The sequence below is a fragment of the Thalassotalea marina genome, from assembly GCF_014656435.1.
GTDB classification, from domain to species: Bacteria; Pseudomonadota; Gammaproteobacteria; order Enterobacterales; family Alteromonadaceae; genus Thalassotalea_C; species Thalassotalea_C marina.
The window spans coordinates 82205-105079 of the sequence record NZ_BNCK01000007.1 but is presented as its reverse complement, the minus strand read 5'-3'; the positions used below and the strand labels follow the sequence as shown (position 1 = coordinate 105079).

General features: G+C 39.0%; 16 protein-coding genes and 1 tRNA gene. 11 read left to right on the top strand and 6 right to left on the bottom strand.

Annotated features, from left to right (window positions below):
- Window positions 1-126: 126 nt before the first annotated feature.
- Window positions 127-203 (bottom strand) — tRNA-Arg (locus tag IE199_RS15220).
- A 200-nt stretch (window positions 204-403) separates the two neighbouring features.
- On the opposite strand from IE199_RS15220, the gene IE199_RS15215 reads away from it, so the two are divergent.
- Genes IE199_RS15215 through prsR form a run of 4 tightly spaced genes read left to right on the top strand, consistent with a single transcriptional unit; the run spans window position 404 to window position 7865 of the window.
- Window positions 404-1399 carry an efflux RND transporter periplasmic adaptor subunit gene (locus tag IE199_RS15215; RefSeq protein WP_189772192.1) on the top strand — a complete coding sequence of 332 codons (996 nt, stop codon included), beginning with the start codon at window positions 404-406 and terminating at the stop codon, window positions 1397-1399.
- Window positions 1400-1402: 3 nt separating this feature from the next.
- On the top strand, window positions 1403-4429 hold the full coding sequence (locus tag IE199_RS15210) for an efflux RND transporter permease subunit (RefSeq protein WP_189772190.1): 3027 nt from the start codon (window positions 1403-1405) through the stop codon (window positions 4427-4429).
- An 18-nt stretch (window positions 4430-4447) separates the two neighbouring features.
- Entirely contained in the window at window positions 4448-6484 is a 2037-nt protein-coding gene (prsK, locus tag IE199_RS15205) for an XrtA/PEP-CTERM system histidine kinase PrsK (RefSeq protein WP_189772188.1), read from the top strand.
- 28 nt (window positions 6485-6512) lie between these two features.
- The gene (prsR, locus tag IE199_RS15200; RefSeq protein WP_189772186.1) at window positions 6513-7865 is read left to right on the top strand and encodes a PEP-CTERM-box response regulator transcription factor; all 1353 of its coding nucleotides are present in this window, start codon (window positions 6513-6515) and stop codon (window positions 7863-7865) included.
- A gap of 69 nt (window positions 7866-7934) precedes the next feature.
- Here prsR and IE199_RS15195 read toward each other — a convergent pair whose 3' ends face one another.
- From IE199_RS15195 to IE199_RS15175, 5 genes are read right to left on the bottom strand one after another with little or no spacing between them, the layout of a single operon-like run.
- The gene (locus tag IE199_RS15195; protein WP_189772184.1) at window positions 7935-8972 is read right to left on the bottom strand and encodes an XrtA/PEP-CTERM system-associated ATPase; all 1038 of its coding nucleotides are present in this window, start codon (window positions 8970-8972) and stop codon (window positions 7935-7937) included.
- A 6-nt stretch (window positions 8973-8978) separates the two neighbouring features.
- On the bottom strand, window positions 8979-10574 hold the full coding sequence (locus IE199_RS15190; protein ID WP_189772182.1) for a TIGR03016 family PEP-CTERM system-associated outer membrane protein: 1596 nt from the start codon (window positions 10572-10574) through the stop codon (window positions 8979-8981).
- Entirely contained in the window at window positions 10537-11418 is an 882-nt protein-coding gene (locus IE199_RS15185; protein WP_189772180.1) for an XrtA-associated tyrosine autokinase, read from the bottom strand. The genes IE199_RS15190 and IE199_RS15185 overlap by 38 nt, the downstream gene beginning before the upstream one ends.
- A gap of 2 nt (window positions 11419-11420) precedes the next feature.
- Window positions 11421-12998, bottom strand: a complete 1578-nt coding sequence (locus IE199_RS15180) for an XrtA system polysaccharide chain length determinant (RefSeq protein WP_189772178.1) — start codon at window positions 12996-12998, stop codon at window positions 11421-11423.
- A 46-nt stretch (window positions 12999-13044) separates the two neighbouring features.
- Window positions 13045-13680 (bottom strand): XrtA/PEP-CTERM system exopolysaccharide export protein, encoded by a 636-nt coding sequence (locus IE199_RS15175; protein ID WP_189772176.1) that lies wholly within the window; start codon window positions 13678-13680, stop codon window positions 13045-13047.
- 234 nt (window positions 13681-13914) lie between these two features.
- Between IE199_RS15175 and IE199_RS15170 the strand changes: the two genes are divergently transcribed.
- From IE199_RS15170 to IE199_RS15140, 7 genes are read left to right on the top strand one after another with little or no spacing between them, the layout of a single operon-like run.
- Window positions 13915-15318, top strand: coding sequence for a TIGR03013 family XrtA/PEP-CTERM system glycosyltransferase (locus tag IE199_RS15170; protein ID WP_189772174.1), 1404 nt, complete (start codon window positions 13915-13917; stop codon window positions 15316-15318).
- Window positions 15319-15321: 3 nt separating this feature from the next.
- Window positions 15322-16167 carry an XrtA system polysaccharide deacetylase gene (locus IE199_RS15165; RefSeq protein WP_189772172.1) on the top strand — a complete coding sequence of 282 codons (846 nt, stop codon included), beginning with the start codon at window positions 15322-15324 and terminating at the stop codon, window positions 16165-16167.
- A 19-nt stretch (window positions 16168-16186) separates the two neighbouring features.
- Window positions 16187-17218: a FemAB family XrtA/PEP-CTERM system-associated protein gene (locus IE199_RS15160; protein WP_189772170.1), complete on the top strand. Its 1032-nt coding sequence runs from the start codon at window positions 16187-16189 to the stop codon at window positions 17216-17218.
- Window positions 17219-17223: 5 nt separating this feature from the next.
- Complete coding sequence (locus IE199_RS15155; protein WP_189772168.1) at window positions 17224-18423, top strand: TIGR03087 family PEP-CTERM/XrtA system glycosyltransferase; 1200 nt, start codon at window positions 17224-17226, stop codon at window positions 18421-18423.
- A 14-nt stretch (window positions 18424-18437) separates the two neighbouring features.
- Window positions 18438-19868: an exosortase A gene (gene xrtA, locus IE199_RS15150; protein WP_189772166.1), complete on the top strand. Its 1431-nt coding sequence runs from the start codon at window positions 18438-18440 to the stop codon at window positions 19866-19868.
- Complete coding sequence (locus tag IE199_RS15145) at window positions 19861-20982, top strand: TIGR03088 family PEP-CTERM/XrtA system glycosyltransferase (protein WP_189772164.1); 1122 nt, start codon at window positions 19861-19863, stop codon at window positions 20980-20982. Before xrtA ends, IE199_RS15145 begins: the two co-directional genes overlap by 8 nt.
- Window positions 20982-22871, top strand: a complete 1890-nt coding sequence (locus IE199_RS15140; protein WP_189772162.1) for an XrtA/PEP-CTERM system amidotransferase — start codon at window positions 20982-20984, stop codon at window positions 22869-22871. Before IE199_RS15145 ends, IE199_RS15140 begins: the two co-directional genes overlap by 1 nt.
- Window positions 22872-22875 lie beyond the last annotated feature (4 nt).

The window sequence follows — 22875 nt, the reverse complement described above, 5'->3', positions numbered from 1 at the left end:
TGTTTGAGGTAGTATTTCAACGATAGAAGGTAGAAAAATTACATGCTTTTATGCATTTTTTACAACGCTTAGAACAACGGTATATGCATAGATTTAGAATGAACAAGAAAAAAGGGATGGTTGAAATGGCGCACCCAGCAGGAGTCGAACCTGCGGCCTCTGCCTCCGGAGGGCAGCGCTCTATCCAGCTGAGCTATGGGTGCACTTTGCCTTAGCGCGGCAATACTAATGTGAAAAAAAAGCCTTGTCTAGGGCTAAAACTTTAATCTGGAAAGTTTCTATCAACAAATTGCACTATAATTGCACGAAACGCATGAAATCGTTGTACTTTCGCCCTGCAGACGCTTAAAGTAGCACTATAATAAATACGTGTTACTCCAACAAGGTCGTTTTGTTTAATCGTATGAAACTTTCTGTTGCCATTTTTTTCATCATTTTAATTTTTACTTCAATGCCTGTTACGGCACAGCAATTTGAAGTAGAAAAAATTAGTGCCACTGATTACCAGCGCTTTGTAACTCGCGCAGGCAAAATTGAATTTAAACGCACTAACAAACTGTCTTTTAAAACACCTGGCTACTTGACCACACTAACTGTTGACGAAGGTGATTTCTTTAAAAAAGGTGACTTGTTAGCTAGTCATGATACAACTGAACTTAAAGCGATCAAAAACAGTCGATACTCTGAGTTGATGCAAGCTAAACGTGAGGTTAATCGTATTAAGCGTCTGATTGAGGCGGAATTAGCGTCACAGCAAGACTTGGACGTTGCAAACACGAAAGTGGATATAACTCGTGAAGCCTATCAAATCGCTTATTACAACCTAGAAAAAGCTGAAATTCGCGCACCATTTGATGGGGTTGTATTAGCTAGGTACGCCGCGTTAGATGAATTGCAAGGGCCTGGCACTCAAGCTCTTGAAGTTGCAGCGATTGACAATAATTTAATTGCTCGTGTCGGCATGACCTTCGATGAAATTGGTTACATAACCATAGGGCAAACTGTTGATGTTCGTGTTAACGGCGATAAAAACGTACAAGGTAAAGTGACTAAGGTTCCAGTGAAAACCAATGGTGCAGGTAACATGTTTATCATTGAAGTCACATTGGATAGTCTTCAAGTGGGACAAAATGCGGTAGCAGGGCAACTAGCTTATGTAAAAGTTGCTTTATCTAGTGCTGAACAGGTATTTGCTGTGCCTAATATTGCGTTGCTGGCCACTGATAATCAGGGATTTGCTCAACTCATATTACAAAATGATGATGGCAGCATGAGTAAGGCAAGCTTTGCCATTGTAGGACTGGATAATACGTTTATTTATCTTATGCCAAGTGATGAAAAATCGACATTAAATGTTATCACTAAGGGTTGGCAACAATTTGAATTCAGTGAGTTTTAATTGATGCAATTACCTAAAATATCAATTAATAATGCCCAGTTTACTATGACCATAGTACTCCTTATGGTTTTAGTGGGTATTGTTTCATATTTCACCATTCCTCGCTCAGAAGATCCTCAATTTGATATTCCGGTCACCTTAATTGAAGTGATTTATCCGGGAGCGTCTCCTCAAGATATTGAGACTCTTGTAGTTAAGCCACTGGAAGAGGAATTCAATGAAATTGAAGGCATAAAGATCATTGAGTCCCAGATAAAAAATGATGGTGCGCGTGTAACGGTACACTTTTTTTATGGCACTAACATTGATTTAGCTTTTAGTGAAATTAAGCTCGCTGTTGCTTCGGTTAAACCGGTTTTACCTCAAGGTGTGCAAGAAATTCAGGTCATTAAGGCAACACCAACCAGTGTTGCTGTTGTGCAATTGGCGCTATGGAGTGAACCAACTGACTATAAAACAATGGAGTTTTATGCAAAACAGTTGGAAAAGCGACTAGAAGGCATTAGTGCGGTAAAAAAAGCTGATGTTTGGGGATATTCACAGCAGGTGGTCGCCGTTGATATCGATACTAACCGATTGCAGCATTTTGGCATTGATATTAATCAGGTCAGTTATGTTTTGAATAAGCGGGCTGCGAATATCACACCAGGCTTTGTCGATGCCACAACTCGACGTTTTAACGTAAAAGCCAGTGGTAACTTTCAAACGCTTGATGAGTTAAAAGAAACGGTAATTGTTGCGAAACCTCAGGCTAATGTTAAGTTGAAAGATATCGCGACCGTTTCATTTAATAGTATGAAACCCGCGTATTTAGCTTACTACAATCAACGACCTGTAATTTTTATCACTGCAGAGCAACGCGCCAATACCAACATATTTGAATTGACTCGTGCTATAGAGCAAGAAATAGCGAAATTTGCTAGCCAGTTGCCGCAAAACGTAAAGGTTGATTTGTTTTTTAAACAATCAGACAGTGTGGAAACACGCGTCAATGGCTTTTTTGACAACCTTTGGTACGGCTTACTGTTAGTTGGCGTTATGTCGCTGTGTTTCTTGGGAGTGAGAGAAGCGATTGTGGTAATCGCGGTCATTCCTTTGTCCTTCTTAATTGCCTTTGGCTGGCTAGATTTTGCTGGTTTTGGTTTACAGCAAATGTCAATTGTTGGCCTGATAATCGCCTTGGGCTTATTAGTAGATAACGCTATCGTTGTTACTGAAAGTATTCATCGAGAAAAAAGTGCGAATAATCGCTTAAAAGATGCAGCAGCTACTGGTGCAAGTAAAGTTGGCTGGGCGATCACTAGTGGTACGGTAACTACCATGTTTGCCTTTTTACCTATGCTTATGTTGGCTAGTAATACTGGAGATTTTATCCGATCAATGCCAGTAACGGTTGTATTTGTGCTGTTAGCATCACTGTTACTTGCACTAAGTTTTACGCCTTTGCTGGCGAGTAAAATATTTAGTGCTAAACCCAGCCGCTTTATTACTTTACAAGTGTTAGTTAATAAGTTCGCTGATACGTTATACGCAAAGATGCTCACAGTATTTATGCGTCTTAAGTTTATTGTATTACTGATTTTTGTCGTGGCGCTTGTAGGAATGGGATCGCTGTTTGGCCAAGTTGGCTTAAGCTTATTCCCAAAAGCAGAAAAACCTATGATATTGGTTGACGTACAAACGCCGCAAAACTCTTCTTTGGCATACACTAAGCAAGTGATGTCACAAGTGACCGAATTTTTAAAAGCGCAGCCTGAAGTTGCTGAAGTTGCCGAAAACATTGGTAACTCAAATCCTCGTATTTATTACAATGAAATTCCCAAACGCGGCGTCGCGACACTGGGGCAAGCCTTAGTGATCATTGATGACTTTGAAGAGCAAAAAATGCTTACTTTGGTTAATAAGCTGCGTAACGAGTTTTCAACTTGGCCACAAGCTAAGATCAGCATCAAAGAATTCACCCAAGGACCAGTGACAGATCAACCGGTCACGATCAGGCTTATGAGTGAATCTTTGAGTGATTTAGCCTTGGTCGCCAATGATTTAGCTCGCCATATGGCGACTATTGAAGGCTTGGTTAATATAGAAAACCCGATAGGTTTAGCCAATACCGAATTAAAAGTTGATATTGACTATGAAAAAGCAGGATTACTCAATGTTGATATCAATCACTTGGATCAAACACTACAAACCTTAGTAACAGGACAGGTTACAGGGCAGTTTAGTGATAAAAATGGTGAAAGTTATCCAATTTTAGTGAGAAGCTTAAATCAGAATATTGATGTATTTGAGCAAGCTTTTATTGCAGATCGAAAGGGCAATTTAATTCCGCTAAAACAGTTGGTTAAATTAACGCTACATCAAGGTCATACCGAGTTTTTCCATTATCAAAAACAGCGTATGGCAAAAGTATCTGCTGATGTTGCTTCAGGCTTCTCTATTGCACACGCGACTCAACAAGCGGTAGATTATTTAGAGCGTTATCAGTTACCGTCTGGAATGTATTACAGCTTAGGTGGTGAAGAAGAATCGAGGCAGGAGTCGTTTTCAGGCTTATCGCAGATAATGATTATTACCGCTGTCGGTATATTTGCGGTCTTGGTACTACAATTTAAATCCTTTTTACAACCAGTGATTATTTTTACCTCCATTCCTTTTGCTATGGCGGGCTCTGTTATTGGTTTGTTTATCTTTGATTTATCGTTTTCTATGATGGCGTTTATAGGCCTAATTAGTTTATTTGGTATCGTGGTCAATAATGCCATTATTCTTATTGATACTGCGAATAAAAATATGCTGCAAACTCGTGATAAAAGAGACGCTATTATCGATGCAGCACGTGTACGCTTTACACCAATATTGTTAACAACATTAACCACTATTGGTGGCTTATTACCACTTACGTTGTTTGGTGGTAGCTTATGGCAACCTTTAGGTGTAGTGATTATTTCTGGCTTGTGTATATCGGCAATTGCTAGTTTTATTCTCGTGCCTATTTTGACTGAGCTGTTTACTCAATCTAAACATTAAAATAAGAAAGTATAAGTTATGGAATTTGTAGGCTTTGTTGGCTATTCGTTAAATTTTATCGCCTTTTTGATCTTCACTTTTATGTTGATCACGGCGCGTAACAAATTAACCCTAGCAAGGTGGACTATTGTTGCTGTATTAGCTTCAACCACCGCAGCGTTATTAGCGGCTGCACAACTTAAACTGCATTTTAGCCTGCAATGGGTGATGTTGGCCGATGGCATTAAAATAGCAACTTGGTCAATTTTAGTGTTGGTGTGTAATACCGAATTAACCTCAATTCGCCAACTGTTAAGTAATTACCATATCCGTCAATACACCAGTATTTGGGCAATTCTAATGGTGGTTTGTTGGTTGGCAACCTACTTTTTAGATTATACCTACGAGTACATTTTCTTGCTGTTCATCGTGCTAAACCTTTGGAGTTTGGTATTAATCGAACAGTTATATCGAAGTGCAAATGCAAAAGTGAGGTGGGCCATATGGCCATTGATCATTGCCTTAGCAAGTATCGCCATCTTTGATTTTGTTATGTATGCCCAAGCGACTATGGTGGGAGCTATCGACTTCGATTTTTGGTATAGCCGCGGCTTTATCAGTGTAGCAGTATTACCTTTACTATTAGTCAGCACCAGACGAATCAAAGACGGCTCTGTTCGTATTTTTGTGTCGAGACAGGTGGTATTTTACAGCTCTATTTTGATGATGGCTGGTGTGTACTTGTTGGTGATGGCATTTGCTGGATACGTTATTAACTATATCGGCGGCGAATGGGGCAGTGTTGTTAGCATTGGCTTTTTAATGCTCAGTGTTATCGTGCTTGTTGCCCTACTGATCACGGAATCGCTTAGACGAAAATTACGGGTATTTATTGCTAAAAACTTCTTTGCCAACCGCTATGAATATCGTGAAGAATGGTTAAACTTGATTGAAAAAATTGAAACAACAAGTGCTCAATCATACCACCAAATGGCTACTTCTATCATGATGTCTAAGCTAAACGCACATGGTGGTGCACTGTTAAAACGTAAAACAGATTTGCAGTTTGATGTAAAACATGACGATGGTTTGTCACTATCAACCGCATTTGATTTGCAGCTGACCTTGATCAGTCAATTTTGTCAGAAAAAAGGTTGGATTATTGATGTTGAAGAATATCGAGATAATCCTGCCATGTATCCTGATCTCAATTTAGATGTCGATTTATGTGAAAGCTTTAATGTGCGTATTATTGTGCCCGTGTTTATTGGTAAAGCATTTTATGGTTTGTTTTTAATTGGTCACGTTCAGGGTAAGAAACAGCTTAATTGGGAAGACAGAGACCTGTTATTTGCTATTTCAAAACAGCTAGGTAACTTTATATCTCTTAATGAGGCAAATGATGAACTCGCTGAATCAAAACAATTTGATGCATTTAATCGTATGTCCGCCTTTTTGGTTCATGATCTCAAGAACATTCAGGCTCAGTTGGCACTAATTACCACTAACGCCGAGAAGCATCGCGATAATCCTGCATTTATCGATGACGTTTTTGAAACTGTAGAATCTGCTACCGATCGACTCGACAAGGTGTTGTCGCAATTGAGGAATAAGCGAGTTGAACAATCTAAGAGTTCTGACGTTGATATTGCCGCTTTAGTGACTAAGGTTGTTGAGCAGCGCAATGTTGATACCCCGAAGGTTGTGGTTGAAGAATTGCAAGCAGCCAGTATGTCGACTAACAGCGAAAAGTTGTTTTCTGTGCTAAATCATTTAATTCAAAATGGTCAAGAGGCAAGTGAAAACGACGGGCTGGTAAAAGTCTCTTTAAAGTCTAACGCAAATCATGTCACAATTAGCATAGAAGACAATGGTTGTGGAATGAGTGAAGAATTCATAAAACAGCGATTATTTAAACCCTTTGATACCACTAAAGGTAATGCCGGTATGGGTATTGGGGTATTTGAGGCAAAACAATTTATCGAGAGCATAGCTGGCACAATACAAGTTACCAGCGCAGAACATCAGGGAACAAAGTTTAAAATTACTTTGCCAAAGCGCCCTGTATTTCAATAATAATAACGAACACCAAGGATTTACCTAAATGGAAAAGTTACTGATCGTAGACGATGATAAAGGCATTCAAAAACAATTAAAGTGGAGTTTGTCTGATTACGAAGCAGTGTTGGCGGGCGATCGTGAAAGTGCAATTGCTGCGGTTAGACGCCACGAACCTAAGGTGGTAACGTTAGATCTTGGCCTGCCGCCAGATCCTGCCAATGCTTCAGAAGGGCTTGCTGCACTAGAAGAAATTCTACGTATTGCACCTCACACAAAAGTTATTGTGATTACTGGTAACGATGACAGAGAAAATGCTCTAAAAGCTATATCACTTGGCGCATATGACTTTTATCAAAAACCAATCGAACCAGACGTTATTAATGTTATTGTCGCGCGAGCATTCAGTGTTGCTTCGATAGAGGAAGAAAATCGTCTTATGCGTGCAGTAGGCGGTAACGACATTGGAATTATTGGTAATAGCAGCTCAATTGATCGATTACGCACTATGATCAAGCGTATTGCGCCAACGCAAATTACCGCTCTATTGTTGGGTGAAAGTGGTACGGGTAAAGAAGTAACGGCCAATGCTATTCATTTAGCCAGTGATAGAAAGAAAAAGCCCTTTATTGCCATTAACTGTGCCTCTATTCCTGAAACCTTACTTGAAAGTGAGCTGTTTGGCTTTGAAAAAGGGGCATTTACCGGCGCTGTGCGCACGACTAAAGGTAAAATAGAGTGTGCCGAAGGTGGTACATTATTTTTAGATGAAATTGGCGATATGCCGTTTAACTTGCAAGCTAAACTACTTCGATTTTTACAAGAAAAGAAAATTGAACGGTTAGGTGGTCGACAAGAAATAGATGTCGATGTTCGTGTTGTGTGCGCAACTAACCAAAACTTAGAAGAAATGGTTGCGGCCAAAGAGTTTCGCGAAGATCTTTTTTATCGTGTCAGTGAAATCACATTAAACATTCCACCATTAAGAGACCGTGAAGAAGACCCTATTATTCTGGCGAAATTCTTTTTACAACGTTACGCACAAGAATATAAGTCAAATGTTAAAGCATTTGCTGAGGATGCATTGAGTGCAATAAAGCACCATAAATGGCCAGGTAATATCCGAGAGCTACAAAACAAAGTGAAAAGCTCGGTAATTATGGCAACAGGTACTCAGGTAACTGCGATGGATTTAGGCTTTTTTGATCACGAAGGTAAAGAGCTGCAACTAGACTTAAACCTGCGCAAGGTAAGGGAACAAGCTGAATGTTTGACCATTCAAAAAGCTTATGCGTTGACTGAAGGCAATATGTCTAAATGTGCTGAATTGTTAGGGGTAACTAGGCCAACGCTATATTCTCTTATTGAGAAGTATTCGCTCAACATTGCTAATGATTAGAACGTGTCATCAATAATAAAAAAACGCTTGTAGATACAAGCGTTTTTTTATGTTTCAATCTGTACAGTCCTAATCTTCGCTATTTTCAATATTTTCCATAGCGTACTGCTTACTTTTATGTTTCAGCAGCTTGTCGACATACCTGGCCATCTTAACTTTTTCTTTAATCGATGATTCTAAAATCTCTTCGACATCGCGTAAAACTTCTTTGATATGTTCAACATTTTCCGTTGAATTAACCACCATAGGTTGGCTGGGCTCAGTACTGTCTAATGCCTTGTTATTTAATGAGCCTGTTAGCTCTACTTCCATTTCTTCAGCAACAGATAAGATAGCTTCAGAATCGATGACATCCAACTCTTCTAAAAACCCAAACAGTAGCAGGCGATCAACAAAGATGTTTATTTTACGCGGCACACCCAATGTTTTTTCGTGAATAAGTTCAAAAGCGTTTTCTGAAAATAGGTCATCTCGCTCACAACCGGCCTGATGAACCCTGTGATTAATGTATTCTTTTACTTCTTCTACAGAGAGTGGCTTTAGGTGTGCCGAGGCAATGATACGCTGCCTAAACTGTTCCATATTTGGCGCTTGGATAATTGGTTTAAGCTCTTCCTGCCCCAATAAAAAGCTTTGAATCAGTGGCTTGTTATCACGCTGAAAGTTAGACAGCATTCTTAACTCTTCAACAGTCTCAGCTGGCAGATTTTGCGCTTCATCTACGATAAGCAATGCACGTTTACCTTGGCGATTTAATTCAACAAGAAACTGTTCAATGGCTTGAATAAGATCAGCCTTTTTGTCACCTTTTGCCTTAATATTAAATTCAGAAACAATAAGAGCTAATAACTCGTGTGGATCTAATTTCGTCGTGACTAATTGTGCTGCGACAATGCTCTCATCACCCAGTTGGCTCAATAAGTTTCGGGCAATTGTTGTTTTACCTGTACCAATTGGGCCAGTGATAACAATAAAACCTTCACCTTGATCTAAACCATATTGTAGATATGACAAGGCGCGCTGATGATGGTTAGAGGCAAAGAAAAAGCGCGGATCTGGACTGAGTTGGAACGGCTTTTCCGTGAATCCGTAGTGGCTTTCGTACATGTTTGACTAAAAATCCTTGATGATGCTGAGCGTCACGCGACCCTCATCATAGTTAAACTGACTGTCTGTTGAATGACGATTAACGTGACGTAGATCGAACTTAACGGTTAAATTTGAATTAAGTGATTTGTCATAACCTACACCTACTTGGCGGTATCTATCGGTACGTTCATCGGCGGTGTTCAACTGAAAACTGTTCTCAGTATATGACGCTGTTAGTTTTACATTAGAACGACCGCTGACTCGACGAGACGCTTCAAAGGAAGCGCGTTTCGAATCATTTTTGATGCGAGTATTAAGGTCTTCACGTTCAGTGGTTGCAGCATTAAAGATAAACTTGGTGCGAGTTAAGGAAAGTTCTGATCGCCAATTCAACGTTTTATTTAACGATAAAACGTCATCTTCAACAAGTTGATAATCAGTGATTCGAACTAAGCGGTAACCACTTTGATCAATATCAGAGTCGCCACTAATAAAACAGCTTTCTAAATTAGTTGCATTGCCGTCAGGACACCAGAATATGCCTTGGCTAATTGCTGCAAAATTGTTTCGGGTAAAGCTTAAAACTCTCTCGTCATAGCTTATAGTGTTCGTTAACCGTCTATTTTTATGAGTAAGGTTGAAGCGATATGTGTCACCAAAAAAACGTTGCGAATATGAAGCTTCGAGGCTAGTTCTTGATGTTGGTTGCCAGTTTAGTGTTGCATCAACATATTCTTTTTGTTCCTTACCTTCAATATCGACAGTATCGTCGATTGGGTTATTGTAAGAAATATCAAGGAACATGCGTGGGTTTATTAACCAGCGTACACCAATACCATATGAATTTGATTCATTGGTTCCACTGTTGGCCATAGTACCTGAATTGTCTTCATCGTAATAACGAATAAATGGGTTAATATGCCAGTTAGTAATCCAACCTATTTTAAGTTCGGCTTGATATTGCTCACTTTTACGTCCTGAATTTTTACGTTCTTGGTAGTTACTTTGCAAATTCCAAAAAACGTGATCAGCACTATTACCATTTTGCGTATTTAAGCTGGCAACGAATCCATTTTGTTCGCCGATATTATCTTCAGTTTTGATATCAGAATATATGATGCTGCTGGTAAGTTGAAACTCGCTGTTAGCAACATTGTAGCTCAACCCAGCACCATAATTTTCTACTCGTGCTGTGTCTGCCGATACAATATCAGCCAAGGCATTTCTAGCGGCATTTCTAGATTGATTACGAACTGAGACATTGCCGATAACGGCAAAGCCGCTATTGCCTAATTTTGCTGTGATATCACTTTTAACTTCATGAAAGTCATTATCAATATCATGATCATGACTATAAAAGGCATAGACACTTTTTGACTTCAGATTGAAATCAATTAATCGAGACTTGTATGAACTGTCGAATAACAGACCAGCTTGGCTAACCAAACTGGATATTTCATTGGTATCGGTAACTGCAACATTATCAGTGTATGTTTCTTCTAATGACACACTTGGCGTAAACTGCCAGTCAGCGGCTGCCGTCGAGTATGATAATAATGTTGCACAGATTGCTAAAGCTACTTTATTCTGCTTCACCGTATCCGTAGCCATAGTAGCCATACAAATCCTTATGAGATCTAATTGCTTTGTTTAATACAATACCAACAGCAAGCTCTTCATTCAAAGATTCAGTTGCTTCTTTAATGCTGGCAATACTTGTTTTAGATTCTTCAACGACCACAAGCGCTTGACCCATTAAATTTGCAAGCACCAAAGTCTCGGTAACACCCACCAAAGGTGGACAATCAAAAATAACAACGCGATCTGGATATCTATTGGCTAATTCATTAGCTAATACTGCCATTTTTTCACTGGCTAATAGCTCATTAGATAAGTGATGAGGATGCCCAGCAGGAATTATTTTTAACTTGTCGATGTTGGTGTTGAACATGACATCGCTTAATGGCTTGTCATCTTCCAATAAATACTCGATTAATCCTTCTGATTGCTCCACACCAAGCTCGCGGTTGACACTTGGCCTTAATACATCGGCGTCAACCAATAATACGGTTTTGTCTTGTTCTAAAGCGATGCTCAAGGCAAGGTTTATAGAAACAAAAGTTTTTCCTTCGTTTGGTTTTGCACTACTGATCATGATCAGGTTTGGATGATTAAGCATTTTCGATGCGCTACCAAAAGCATTATTGAGCAGCTTACGCTTAATTTGCCTGAACTCATCTTTAATGCTTTTACGGCTACCTGTATCGATTAAGTAGCCTTTGTCGTTTAGGCTAGCTTTGTCGATATGCAATACTTTATTTTCTGTATAAGTAGCATCTACGTTTTGTGAGCTTGGTTGTTGCTCGGCGGCACTATCTGCAGAATTCTTCACTTCTTCAGACTGTTTTTTGTCGTTAGGCTTGCTGTCTTTTTTCTTAGCCAAGGCTCTTTCAATGGAACTCATAATTACAGCAATCCTCTTAGTGGCGCCTTAATTTGTTCGGGGAACATGGCGTAAGCAATAAAACCGACTAACAACAGAAACAGAATAGTATTAGAAGCAATAAAAATTAACGTTTTTTTCTTATGCCACTTTTGTAATCCAAGGTTTTCTGTCGCAGAGACAACACCAAACACAGGTATACCTGTTTCTCGTGTGACTTGGTTACGTGAAGTAACAACAGGGTTTATTTGACTAAACACTAACGACAAACCTACACCTACTCCAACGGCTAAGATTGTACTAGCTATTAAAAATAGGATGCGAGGAGGACCGCTTGGTTTAGTTGGTGCTCTTGGTGGATCGATAACTCTAAAGTTAATTTTACTGGTTGTTTCGTCAGCCTGTTTAGCTAACTGGGCAGTTTCTTTACGAGTTAAAAATTCTTCATACTGTGCTTTTGTGATTTCATAGCCACGGTTTAAGCCAGTAAGTTCTGCTTCAATTTCCGGTAAAATGTGAATTTTATTTTCTAACTCTTTTACGTTTTCAGCGTAGTTATCGCGACGTACTTTAAGTGAAGCCACTTGATTTTCTAGCTGGTTGATTTGAATTTGTAGGCTCTGAATTACTGGGTTTTGAGACAACTGCATAGTACCCGCACCATCACGTGCTTCAACATATTCAGCAATTTCTTTGTCACGTTGCTTAACTAAGTGATCAAGCCTATTTTTAACTTCTACAACATCAGGATGTCTATCTGTATACTTAAGCAGTAAGCCATCTAACATCGATTCTAATTCATCGATTCGTTCATCGTAGCTAGTGGCTACGGAGTTTGAATCGACAATACTGTTAGACTTTTTACCCTCTGCTTGGCTTTGACCTAGCTGAGTTAAAGCATTTTTCAATTGGGTTTCTGTCTCAGACAACACAAGCTCAATTGACTTTAATTGCTCTTTGGCGACGTTTAATTTGTCGTAATAACCACCATACTGGTTAGGTAAAACGTCACTATATTTTTGTTTGAATTCAGTTAACTTAGCTTCGTCGGCAAGTAGTCTGTTTTCGTATTCTTTAATTTGTGCATCTAAAAACTTTTCAGCAGTATCAGATTCATTACGATTTTCGCCTAAGGTATTTTCGATGAAAACGGTTAAAGCTGATTGCACCACATTCTTCGCCATTTCTGGGTTCATGTGTGAATATTGGATGGTAAAAATATTTTCTCGAGCAGACTTATTTATCTCAATGTCTTTTTTTAAGTCGTCAATGAGTTTTTCGTACTCTTCAGGCGTGTTAACCTGAATATCGAGATCAGTCATGCGGGTAATTCGCTCCAAGTTTGGACGACTTAGAAGCGTTTTAACCATTAACGAAACCTGATAATCCGGGTTGGTTTCTACTGTCATCCCTTTAAGTAAAGGGCGTAAAATTGATTGCGTATCGGCGTAAACTCGTGCTTCAGATTCATAAACATTATTCATCTGAGAGATAAACACCCAAGCGAGTGGGCAGATCAACCATGTCGATACAATAATGTATCGACGTTTTAGCCATATACCTTTTAAATAGTCTATGACTTGTTCTATTAATTCTTGCATTCCTGACCTCTATACAACAGGCAAATCGCGATAAATTCTGTGTAAATTAAAACCAGGTCTCTGGAATAACAATTATATCACCCGGTAGTACGTCAACATTTGCTGAGATATCACCGTTTTTAATCAAGTTCTCGATGAAAATATTGTATTGCTTTTGTTCACCATTTTCTATGCGAACAAGCACTGCGTCGTTTCCATCAGCAAACTCTGTCAGTCCGCCCACTTGAATCATTACATCAAGCAGCGTCATATTTTGTACATAGTTTATCGACTGCGGTTGACCTGCTTCACCGATAACACGGATTTGCTCGTTAATTGGCCCAACAAAATCGTTAACGGTTACAGTAACCACTGGATCTCGTAAATAGGTAGAAAGAATTTCTTCGATAGCTCTGGCAAGCTCTGTTGGTGTTTTACCTGATACTGGTATGTCTTCTACCAACGAGGTAGTGATCATGCCATCAGGTCTAACAACAAATGTCCCTGAAACTTCAGGATTTCGCCAAACAAATATATTAAGTACGTCACCCGCACCAATAAGATATTTATAAGACGCTACATCAACCGTATCAGACTGATGTAAAGTAGCAGGAGGAAGCGTATTAGAGCTACATCCATTTAGAAAAGTTAACACAGTGAGTAGTATTATGGTTTTTATTTTCACAAAGGTTTTAAATTCCATGGCTTCAACCTTGAGTTAGTCATTACTGTTAGTAAATAAATAAGCTATCAGATTCTATCACGATTTTACAGAAACAAAATTAAATTTAACAACTGTCACAAATTGTTGAGATTTGATATATTCACGTCTTCGTTGGCATAGCGTTCACATTTTGTTTAATAATTTCAAATTTTAATCATAAACAATCTGTACTCTTACTTAAGGCAAAACGTATTTCAGGGACCGTTTTTTTATATGTCTAATACTAAGTTTGGTAATCTATCTACTGGTAGTAAATCTCTAGTAATCATAGAGTTAGTTATATTCGCAGGGGCGTTTTTATTAACTTACTCGTTAAATCGATACTTTAAATTGGTGAATCACCAAGAGTTGGCCAGTAATTTTGTCGCTATATATGCCATTATCTATGCGCTTATAATTCAGCTATCTTCTTTAGCGTTAGGTTTGTATAACACAAAGCTGCGTGAAAGTTACCGTGGCTTAGTTAGACGTATTTTAATGTCAGTTGCGATAGCATTTTTCATCGTTACTTTCCTCAATCCTTTTTATCCTAACGGTGGTTTAGCCACAGAATTGTTAGCGCTTTCAGCGTTACTAAGCTTCATCTTAGTATCGATATCTAGATATTTTATGCTTAAGGTGGATCTTTTTGGTCTAAATAAAAGAAAAGTTTTAGTATTAGGTGCTGGTGAGCGAGCATCTATTATAGAAAAACGTATGCGCCGTGATGTTGACCGACAAGGTTTCTCTATGCATGGCTTTGTCGTGATGGATGGCGATTCAGAAAACGGCATTGTTAATGAAAATCGCATTGTATTAGACGGCGCTCTTGTCACTTATGCTATCGAACATGAGATTGACGAAATTGTTGTCGCTAGTGATGAAAGGCGCAACAACCTACCAGTTGATGAGTTATTTGCCTGTAAAATTCGCGGTATTGAGATCACAGAGATACTCGATTTTATTGAACGAGAAACAGGCCAAATAGCGGTAAATCTTATCTATCCTAGCTGGGTTATCTATTCAAACGGCTTTGCAAGTAGCAACCATTTACGCAATACCTTGGATTGGCTGTTTAATGCCAGTATCGCCTTTGTTCTATTTTTAGTGACATGGCCTGTGATGTTGATCACGGCAATCTTGATTAAATTAGATGAAGGTTTTAAAGCACCTATCTTTTATTTCCAGGAGCGTGTAGGCCTTGATGGTCAAGCGTTTAAAATTTACAAATTTAGAAGTATGCGTGTTGATGCCGAAAAAAATGGTGCTCAAATGGCGCAAAAAGATGACGATAGAACAACTACTATCGGCAAATTTATTCGCAAATATCGTATTGATGAATTACCACAAGTTTATAACGTAATGCGTGGCGACATGGGTTTTGTTGGTCCAAGACCAGAGCGTCCGGAATTTGTGCAAAAGTTAATTAAAACCATTCCTTATTATAACGAACGTCATAATGTGAAACCTGGTCTAACTGGCTGGGCGCAACTTAAATACCCATATGGTTCAACGGAAGAAGATTCTTTGGAAAAACTTAAATATGATCTGTATTACATCAAACATAGAAGCTTTATGTTAGATCTTTTAATTTTGATACGTACCGTTGAAATCGTGTTGTTTGGGAAGGGACGCTAATTAATGACAGACGCAAAAATTGTTAACGCGATGACGGTTGACGTAGAAGACTATTTTCACGTATCCGCTTTTGATGGTGTGATTAAACCTGAGGATTGGTCGAGTTGTAAACCGACAGTTGACTATAACACTAAACGTCTTATCGATCTTTTTGCTCAATATGATACCAAAGCAACTTTTTTTATTTTGGGTTGGGTAGCACGCGCGTTTCCTGACTTAATAAAATCGATTGCTGATGCAGGGCACGAAGTTGCAAGTCACGGCACAAATCATAGACGAGCTTCTACCCAGACACGTGAACAATTAAAAGATGATATTACGACTAGCTTGGACTTGTTAGAACAAGCATCGGGTAAAAAGGTGTTAGGTTATCGAGCGCCAAGTTTCTCAATTAATAAATCAAACGAATGGGCGTTTGAGTTGTTAGCAGAACTTGGTTTGAAATACAGTTCGAGTACTTACCCCATTGAGCACGACTTATATGGCACGCCAGATTGGCCACGCTTTAAATACTGGCGTGACGAGGGTTTATGGGAAATTCCTATCCCTACTATTAGAAAAAATGATCGTAATGTGGGTATTGGTGGTGGTGGCTACTTTAGATTGTATCCTTATTTCTTATCAAAGAAGCGTATCGATACTTTCTTAGCGCAAGAAAAGCAACCATATAGCTTTTATTTTCATCCTTGGGAAATCGATGCTAATCAACCCAGGGTTAAAGGGGCTTCTTTAAAATCTAAGCTCAGACATTACATCAACCTATCTCGTATGGAAGGCAAAATAGAAAATCTATTAAAAGATTACAGCTGGAGTACGATGGAAAATGTTTATCTAAATAACAAGCCGTAAGATAACGAGGGACGATATCTTGAGTGTAACAATTACAATAATAAATGCTGCACAGCACCAAGTTTGGAATGAATATGTTGAACAACACCAAAATGGAAGCTTTTTTCATTTAGCTGGTTGGCAAACCGTCATTGAAAATAGTTTTGGTCATGCTTGTTATTATTTAATGGCACAAGGTGATACTGGTGTTTGTGGTGTTTTGCCACTTGTCGAAGTGAAAAGTGCCTTATTTGGCCATGCATTGGTTTCAACACCATTTTGTGTATACGGCGGTGCCATTGCTGACAGTGATGACATTCTGCGCCAGCTAGAAGCGCGGGCTAAAGAAATCAGTGAACAACTTCAAGTTGATTATTTAGAACTACGTTATCGACATGCGCAAGATAATGGTATGTTGTTAAAACAAGCCCATGCAACTTTTGGCTGTGAAATAGCAGAAGACAGTGAGCAAATTCTTGCCAAAGTGAAGAAAAAACAGCGTGCGGTTATTCGACATTCTCTACAAAACGATTTGCAATACGAGTTTTCACAAGAAATTGATGTTTTCTATCAGTTGCTTTCTGAAAGCTATAGAAATTTGGGCACACCAATTTTCAGCAAGAAATATTTTAGTGAGTTAGTACATACTTTTTCTGAAAGCTCTGACATTTTGCTGATTAAGGATGCCAATGGTCAGCCGTCCAATGCAGTGATGAATTTCTATTTCAAAGACCAAGTATTGCCTTATTATGGCGGTGGTAATGCCGATGCTCGCCATATTAAAAGTGCTGACTTTATGTATTACCAAGTCATGTGTCATGCGAGAGAAAAGGGCTGTAATTGGTATGATTTTGGCCGCAGTAAAAATGATAGCGGTCCTTATAAATACAAAAAAAATTGGGGCATGGAGCCAGAGCCATTGCATTATTATTATCATTTGGTTAAGGCAACTGAATTGCCTAATTTGAGCCCAAATAATCCCAAGTACAAAATGTTTATTAACTTGTGGCAAAAACTTCCTCTATCGATCAGTCAAATGATTGGTCCATTTTTATCTAAGTATTTGGGATAGTTGCTATGAGTAAAGAGCCGTTACTGTTTTTATGTCATCGTATTCCGTATCCACCAAATAAAGGTGATAAGATCCGCTCATTCAATATTCTAAAGAAATTGAGTGAAATTTATGATGTGCATTTAGCGTGTTTTATCGATGATCCTTTTGATAAGCAATACGTTTCTACTCTAGAGGAGTATTGCGCAAGCGTATGCGCGTTAGATCAAAACAAAACGTTAGCAAAAATAAAAGGTATGCAAGCCTTTGTAACAGGCAAAGCGATCACTTTACCTTATTATGCAAGCAGAGAAATGATGCATTGGGTAAGGCGCACATATCACTCAAATCAAATCAAAAAGATCTTTATCTATTCATCATCAATGGCACAGTATTGCGATGCTGACGAATTTAACAACGCGATAAAGGTCATTGATTTTGTTGATATCGATTCAGATAAATGGCGTCAATATGCCGAGAAGAAAACAGGTATTGCCAAGTGGGTGTTTCATCGAGAATTTATCAAACTTGCCCAATATGAAGCACAAATAGCACAGCAATTTCAACATAGCTTGTTTGTGTCCCCTGATGAAGCAGAAATGTTTAAGTCACTGCAGCCTTATGAGGTGCACGAAAAAATTCATGGCTTGTTAAATGGTGTCGATATTGAATTTTTTGACCCTCAAGCACAAATGGACCCCGAAGATACACCGGAAGCTCCTTATATTGCGTTTACCGGTGCGATGGATTATTGGGCCAATGTAGAATCGGTCGTGTGGTTTGCTAAACATTGTTGGCCAGCAATTAAAAAAGCGTCTCCTGATTGTCTGTTTTATATTGTTGGTGGCAACCCTTCTAATGAAGTAAAACAATTAGCGGAACTAGAGGGGATTGTTGTCACTGGCCGAGTGCATGATATTCGCCCATACATCGTTAATGCTCGTTGTGTGGTCGCGCCAATGCAGATTGCTAGAGGCATCCAAAATAAAGTTCTTGAAGCAATGTCGTTAAATAAAGCTGTTGTCTGCACGACAATGGCAATGGAAGGAATAAACGCGCCAGCAAACGACACCGTTGTTGTGACTGACGACGCTGCACAGTTTACCGATGCCTGTCTCAGATTATTATCAAATACTTTCGATTCAAATAATCGTCAGTGGATAACTGAGCACTTTACTTGGCAAGCAATTTTATCTGATGTGAATAAGTATTTCATACCAAAATAAGTAGGATAAGCAAGATGCGTGTGACAAATGGAAAGTTTTTGCTGTATTTTGGTGTGCTAATAGTTGCTTGGTTAAGTTTATATTGGCCAGCAATCATTGGTATGGAAAGTATTTGGCGCCGTTCAGATACTTTTGCGCATGGTTATTTCATTTTACCCCTATCTTGCTGGTTAATTTGGCGAGACCGTCAAGTACTACTCAATTCCGACATCTCTACTAGTTGGTTAGCTGCTATCGTTTTATTGGGGTCAGTACTACTTGGTGTGGTAGCTTCAATTGCTGACGTTGCAGTGATTAGTCAGTTATCTGCAGTGATCAGTTTAATTGCCGTTGTTTGGTTGTGTATCGGAGATAAACTAGCTTGGCACTATAAATTTCCGCTAGCTTATTTACTGTTCCTAGTGCCCATGGGAGAAAACTTAATCCCTTGGCTTCAAGATGTTACCGCCTGGTTTACCGTTTTCTTTTTACAACTAACCGGTATTCCTGTTTTCCGTGATGGACTTTATATTCAAACGCCTACGGGATTGTTTGAAGTAGCTGTTGCCTGTTCTGGTATTCGCTATTTAATTGCGTCTGCGGCTGTTGGTTCTTTATTTGCGTATTTGAGCTATACCAAGTTCAAAAAGCAGGTGATTTTTACCCTTTTTGCCGTGGTGTTACCAATAATCGCTAATGGGATAAGGGCATATTTAATTGTCATTATTGCTCACTATTCAGATATGAAGTACGCAACTGGCGCTGACCATTTAGTTTACGGCTGGTTATTCTTTGGTTTAGTGATTATGTTAATGTTTTGGTTAGGTGGAAAATTTGCTGATCCTGAGCCAGAAAAATCTTCACAAGGCATTACTAGCTCCTCACCTTTTAATGCTGTGTTACCCATGATCGCGGTACTAATATGTTTGCTATCATTTGGCTTCCTTAAACAGCAGCACGTTTCCACAGTGCCTAATACACCTCAAGCATTACTAGAGGGTGAAACAATAGATAATAGCAATTGGGGCATTAAATTTAACGCCTCATTAGCGCAATCACACATATATTTTGGTCAAATTGAGTTATTTGCAGCCAAATATGCAAATAAACAAAATCAAGGCGAGCTTATTTCGTTCGATAACAAGTTGCACGATCATGAAAGTTGGACCGTAATCACTAAAGAAGTATTTGAGTCTAACGATAAACAAGTCACTTATTTGCTACTCAGAAATACTCGAGGTCAAGAACGTGCTTATATGTATCTTTATCAATTGGGTAATTTCAGTACTGGTTCGAATTTAAAGGCTAAAGTGTTTCAAGTGATAAATACCTTATCTGGTCAGGCTAACAACAGCTATATCTTCGCCGTATCTGAGTTATTACAAACCAACAAATCAGTTGATAAAAAAGTGATGTTAGAGACTTTGGAAAACATGATTGAACAATTGGATGTTAATCGTGACTAAACCTCGCATTCGAATTGCTCATTTGATATTGCAGCTTGATATCGGTGGCTTAGAAAGAGTCATGCTCAATACGATTAAGCGTATGCAGGAGACAAACGAAGAGTATGAACATGTTATTGTCTCTTTAACTGATGCCAATGACTTTTCGCAGCAAGGTTTATTAAAACCGATTGAAATTCATTGTATGCATAAAAAACCAGGTAATGACTGGGGCTTACATCTACGCCTATTTAAGTTATTTCGGCAACTCAATATTGATGTCTTACACAGTTATAACTTGTCGACCATAGAATATCAGTTTGTCGCGATGTTAGCTGGGGTTAAAGGGCGAGTGCATGCTGAGCACGGCCGAGATATTGGTGATCCTCAAGGATTAAACAAGAAACATAACTTCTTAAGAAAGTTAATATCCAATTTTATCCATCGGTATATAGCCGTTAGTGACGAGCTTTACCAGTGGTTAAAAACAACAGTTGGAATTAAAGACAACAAAGTCACCTTAATTACCAATGGCATTAACACTGATCTATTTAACTTACCAAAATCCTCAAGTGATCAAGTAAGATTTATCAATGTTGCTAGATTGTCACCGATAAAAGACCATGAAAACTTATTACAGGCCTGTGAAATATTATCAAATAATAGTGGCTTAAACGCCAACTGGCAGTTAACTATAGTGGGTGATGGCCCATTGAAGGAACAGCTACACCAGTCAATGCAAGCCAAAGGATTGGGCGAGAAAGTGACTTTTTTAGGTGCGAGAAATGATATCGCGCAATTGATAAGTCAAAGTGATGTATTTGTACTTTCATCAATTGCTGAAGGTATCCCTATGACGATTTTAGAAGCGATGTCTGGTTCAACACCTGTCATATCAACGGCAGTAGGTGGCATTCCACAAGTAATAACACCTGATGTTGACGGCTATTTAGTTGAGAATAAAAATGCTGCGCAATTAGCACAAGCGATGCGCAACTATATTGAAAACGATGATCTTAAAACGACGCATGGTAAAGCGGCTCGTGAGAAAGTGCTAACTAAGTTTGACGAGAAAAACATGGTTGATGCATATCTTGATTGCTACCAGCAAATTTTGAAGAAGGACAAAGCATAATGTGTGGTATTACGGGCTATATCAAGCTCGCTAACAATGCAGCCGTAGCAGACGGTGTGCTAGACAAAATGAATCAAGCGCAATTTCATCGAGGACCAGATGAAGGTGATACCTATGTTGACGAATATGTTGGATTAGCGCATCGACGCCTTTCGATTATTGATCTCTCTTCGGGTCAACAACCTATGTCGACGGAAGATGAGCAGTTTGTTTTAATTTTCAATGGCGAAATTTATAACTTCCAAGAAGTACGCCAAGAGCTTGAGCAACTAGGTCACACTTTTAAAACGCATTCTGATACCGAAGTAATTTTGCAAGCTTATGTCGCCTGGGGCGCTAAAAGTGTTGAAAAACTTAGAGGGATGTTCTCTTACGTATTGTGGGATAAACAGCAAAAACAAGTTTTCATCACCCGTGATCGATTAGGCATTAAGCCTTTGTTTTACAGCATCATTGATGATGTATTGTATTTTGCCTCTGAACTTAAAAGTATTAAGTTGTTGCCTGGATTAGACAAAACTATCGATCCAAAAGCATTGGAACAGTATTTTGCCTTTGGTTATGTTGCCGAGCCTAAAACTATATATCACTCAGTAACTAAGCTAAACCCAGGTCATGCCATGTTGCTTGACTTAACCAAGGTGGAAATTGCACCTTATCAGTACTGGGATGTTAGTTACGCTCACCAAGAAGAGTTGTCTGAACAGGAATATGAACAACAACTTGTTGCTGAAATGAAAAAAGCTATCGACAGTCATATGATGGCGGAAGTACCGCTTGGCTCTTTCTTATCTGGCGGAGTAGATTCTAGTGCCGTTGTTGCCATGATGTCGCAGCTGAGCGATAAAAGTGTAAAAACGTGTTCAATCGGATTTGATGTAAAAGACTATAACGAAACAGAATTTGCCCAAATGGTGGCAAAGCGTTACAACACAGACCATGAAGAGCGTACTGTTGCCAGTGATGACTTTGATTTATTAGATGAACTTGCAGGTTTATACGACGAGCCATACGCCGATAGTTCAGCTATGCCTACTTATCGAGTGTGTCAGTTAGCAAAAGAAAAAGTAACGGTATGTTTGTCAGGCGATGGTGCTGATGAACTTCTGGCGGGTTATAGACGTTATGCACTGATGATGAATGAAGAAAAAGTGCGAAATGCTATCCCAGAGTCAGTGCGTAAACTTATTTTCAAACCTCTTGGTAAGTTGTATCCAAAACTAGATTGGGCACCACAATTTTTAAGAGCAAAAACGACCTTTCAATCATTAGCGATGGACACTACGGAAGGATACTTCCATGGTGTTTCTATTTTAAATAATGAACAGCGCAAAGCGTTGTTTTCTGACAAAGTACTCAATTCACTCAACGGTTACTCTGCATTGCAAGTATTTCGTGAGCACGAAGCAAATTTTGATGGTCATGACCCATTATCGTTAATTCAATATTTAGATTTAAAAACTTACCTTGTTGGTGACATTCTAACTAAAGTTGATCGCGCGAGTATGGCGCACAGCCTAGAAGTTAGGGTGCCATTTTTAGATCATGAATTTGTCGAATGGACGGCAAAAGTCCCTACCTCCTTGAAACTTAAAAATGGACAAGGCAAATATATACTGAAAAAAGCAATGGAACCGCATTTACCGCATGACGTGCTTTACCGCAAAAAAATGGGCTTTAGAGTACCACTAGCGGATTGGTTTAGAGGCCCGTTGAAAGACAAACTAAAAGACGCCTTGTTAAGTCAGGAAATGCGAGAGTCGGGCTTGTTTAACATGAATACAATCAGACAGTGGATTGACGATCACCAGTCAGGCCGCAAGGAATATAGCGCTCCATTGTGGACATTGCTGATGTTTGCTTCGTTTTATCGTCAATCGCTAAGGTAGTCCT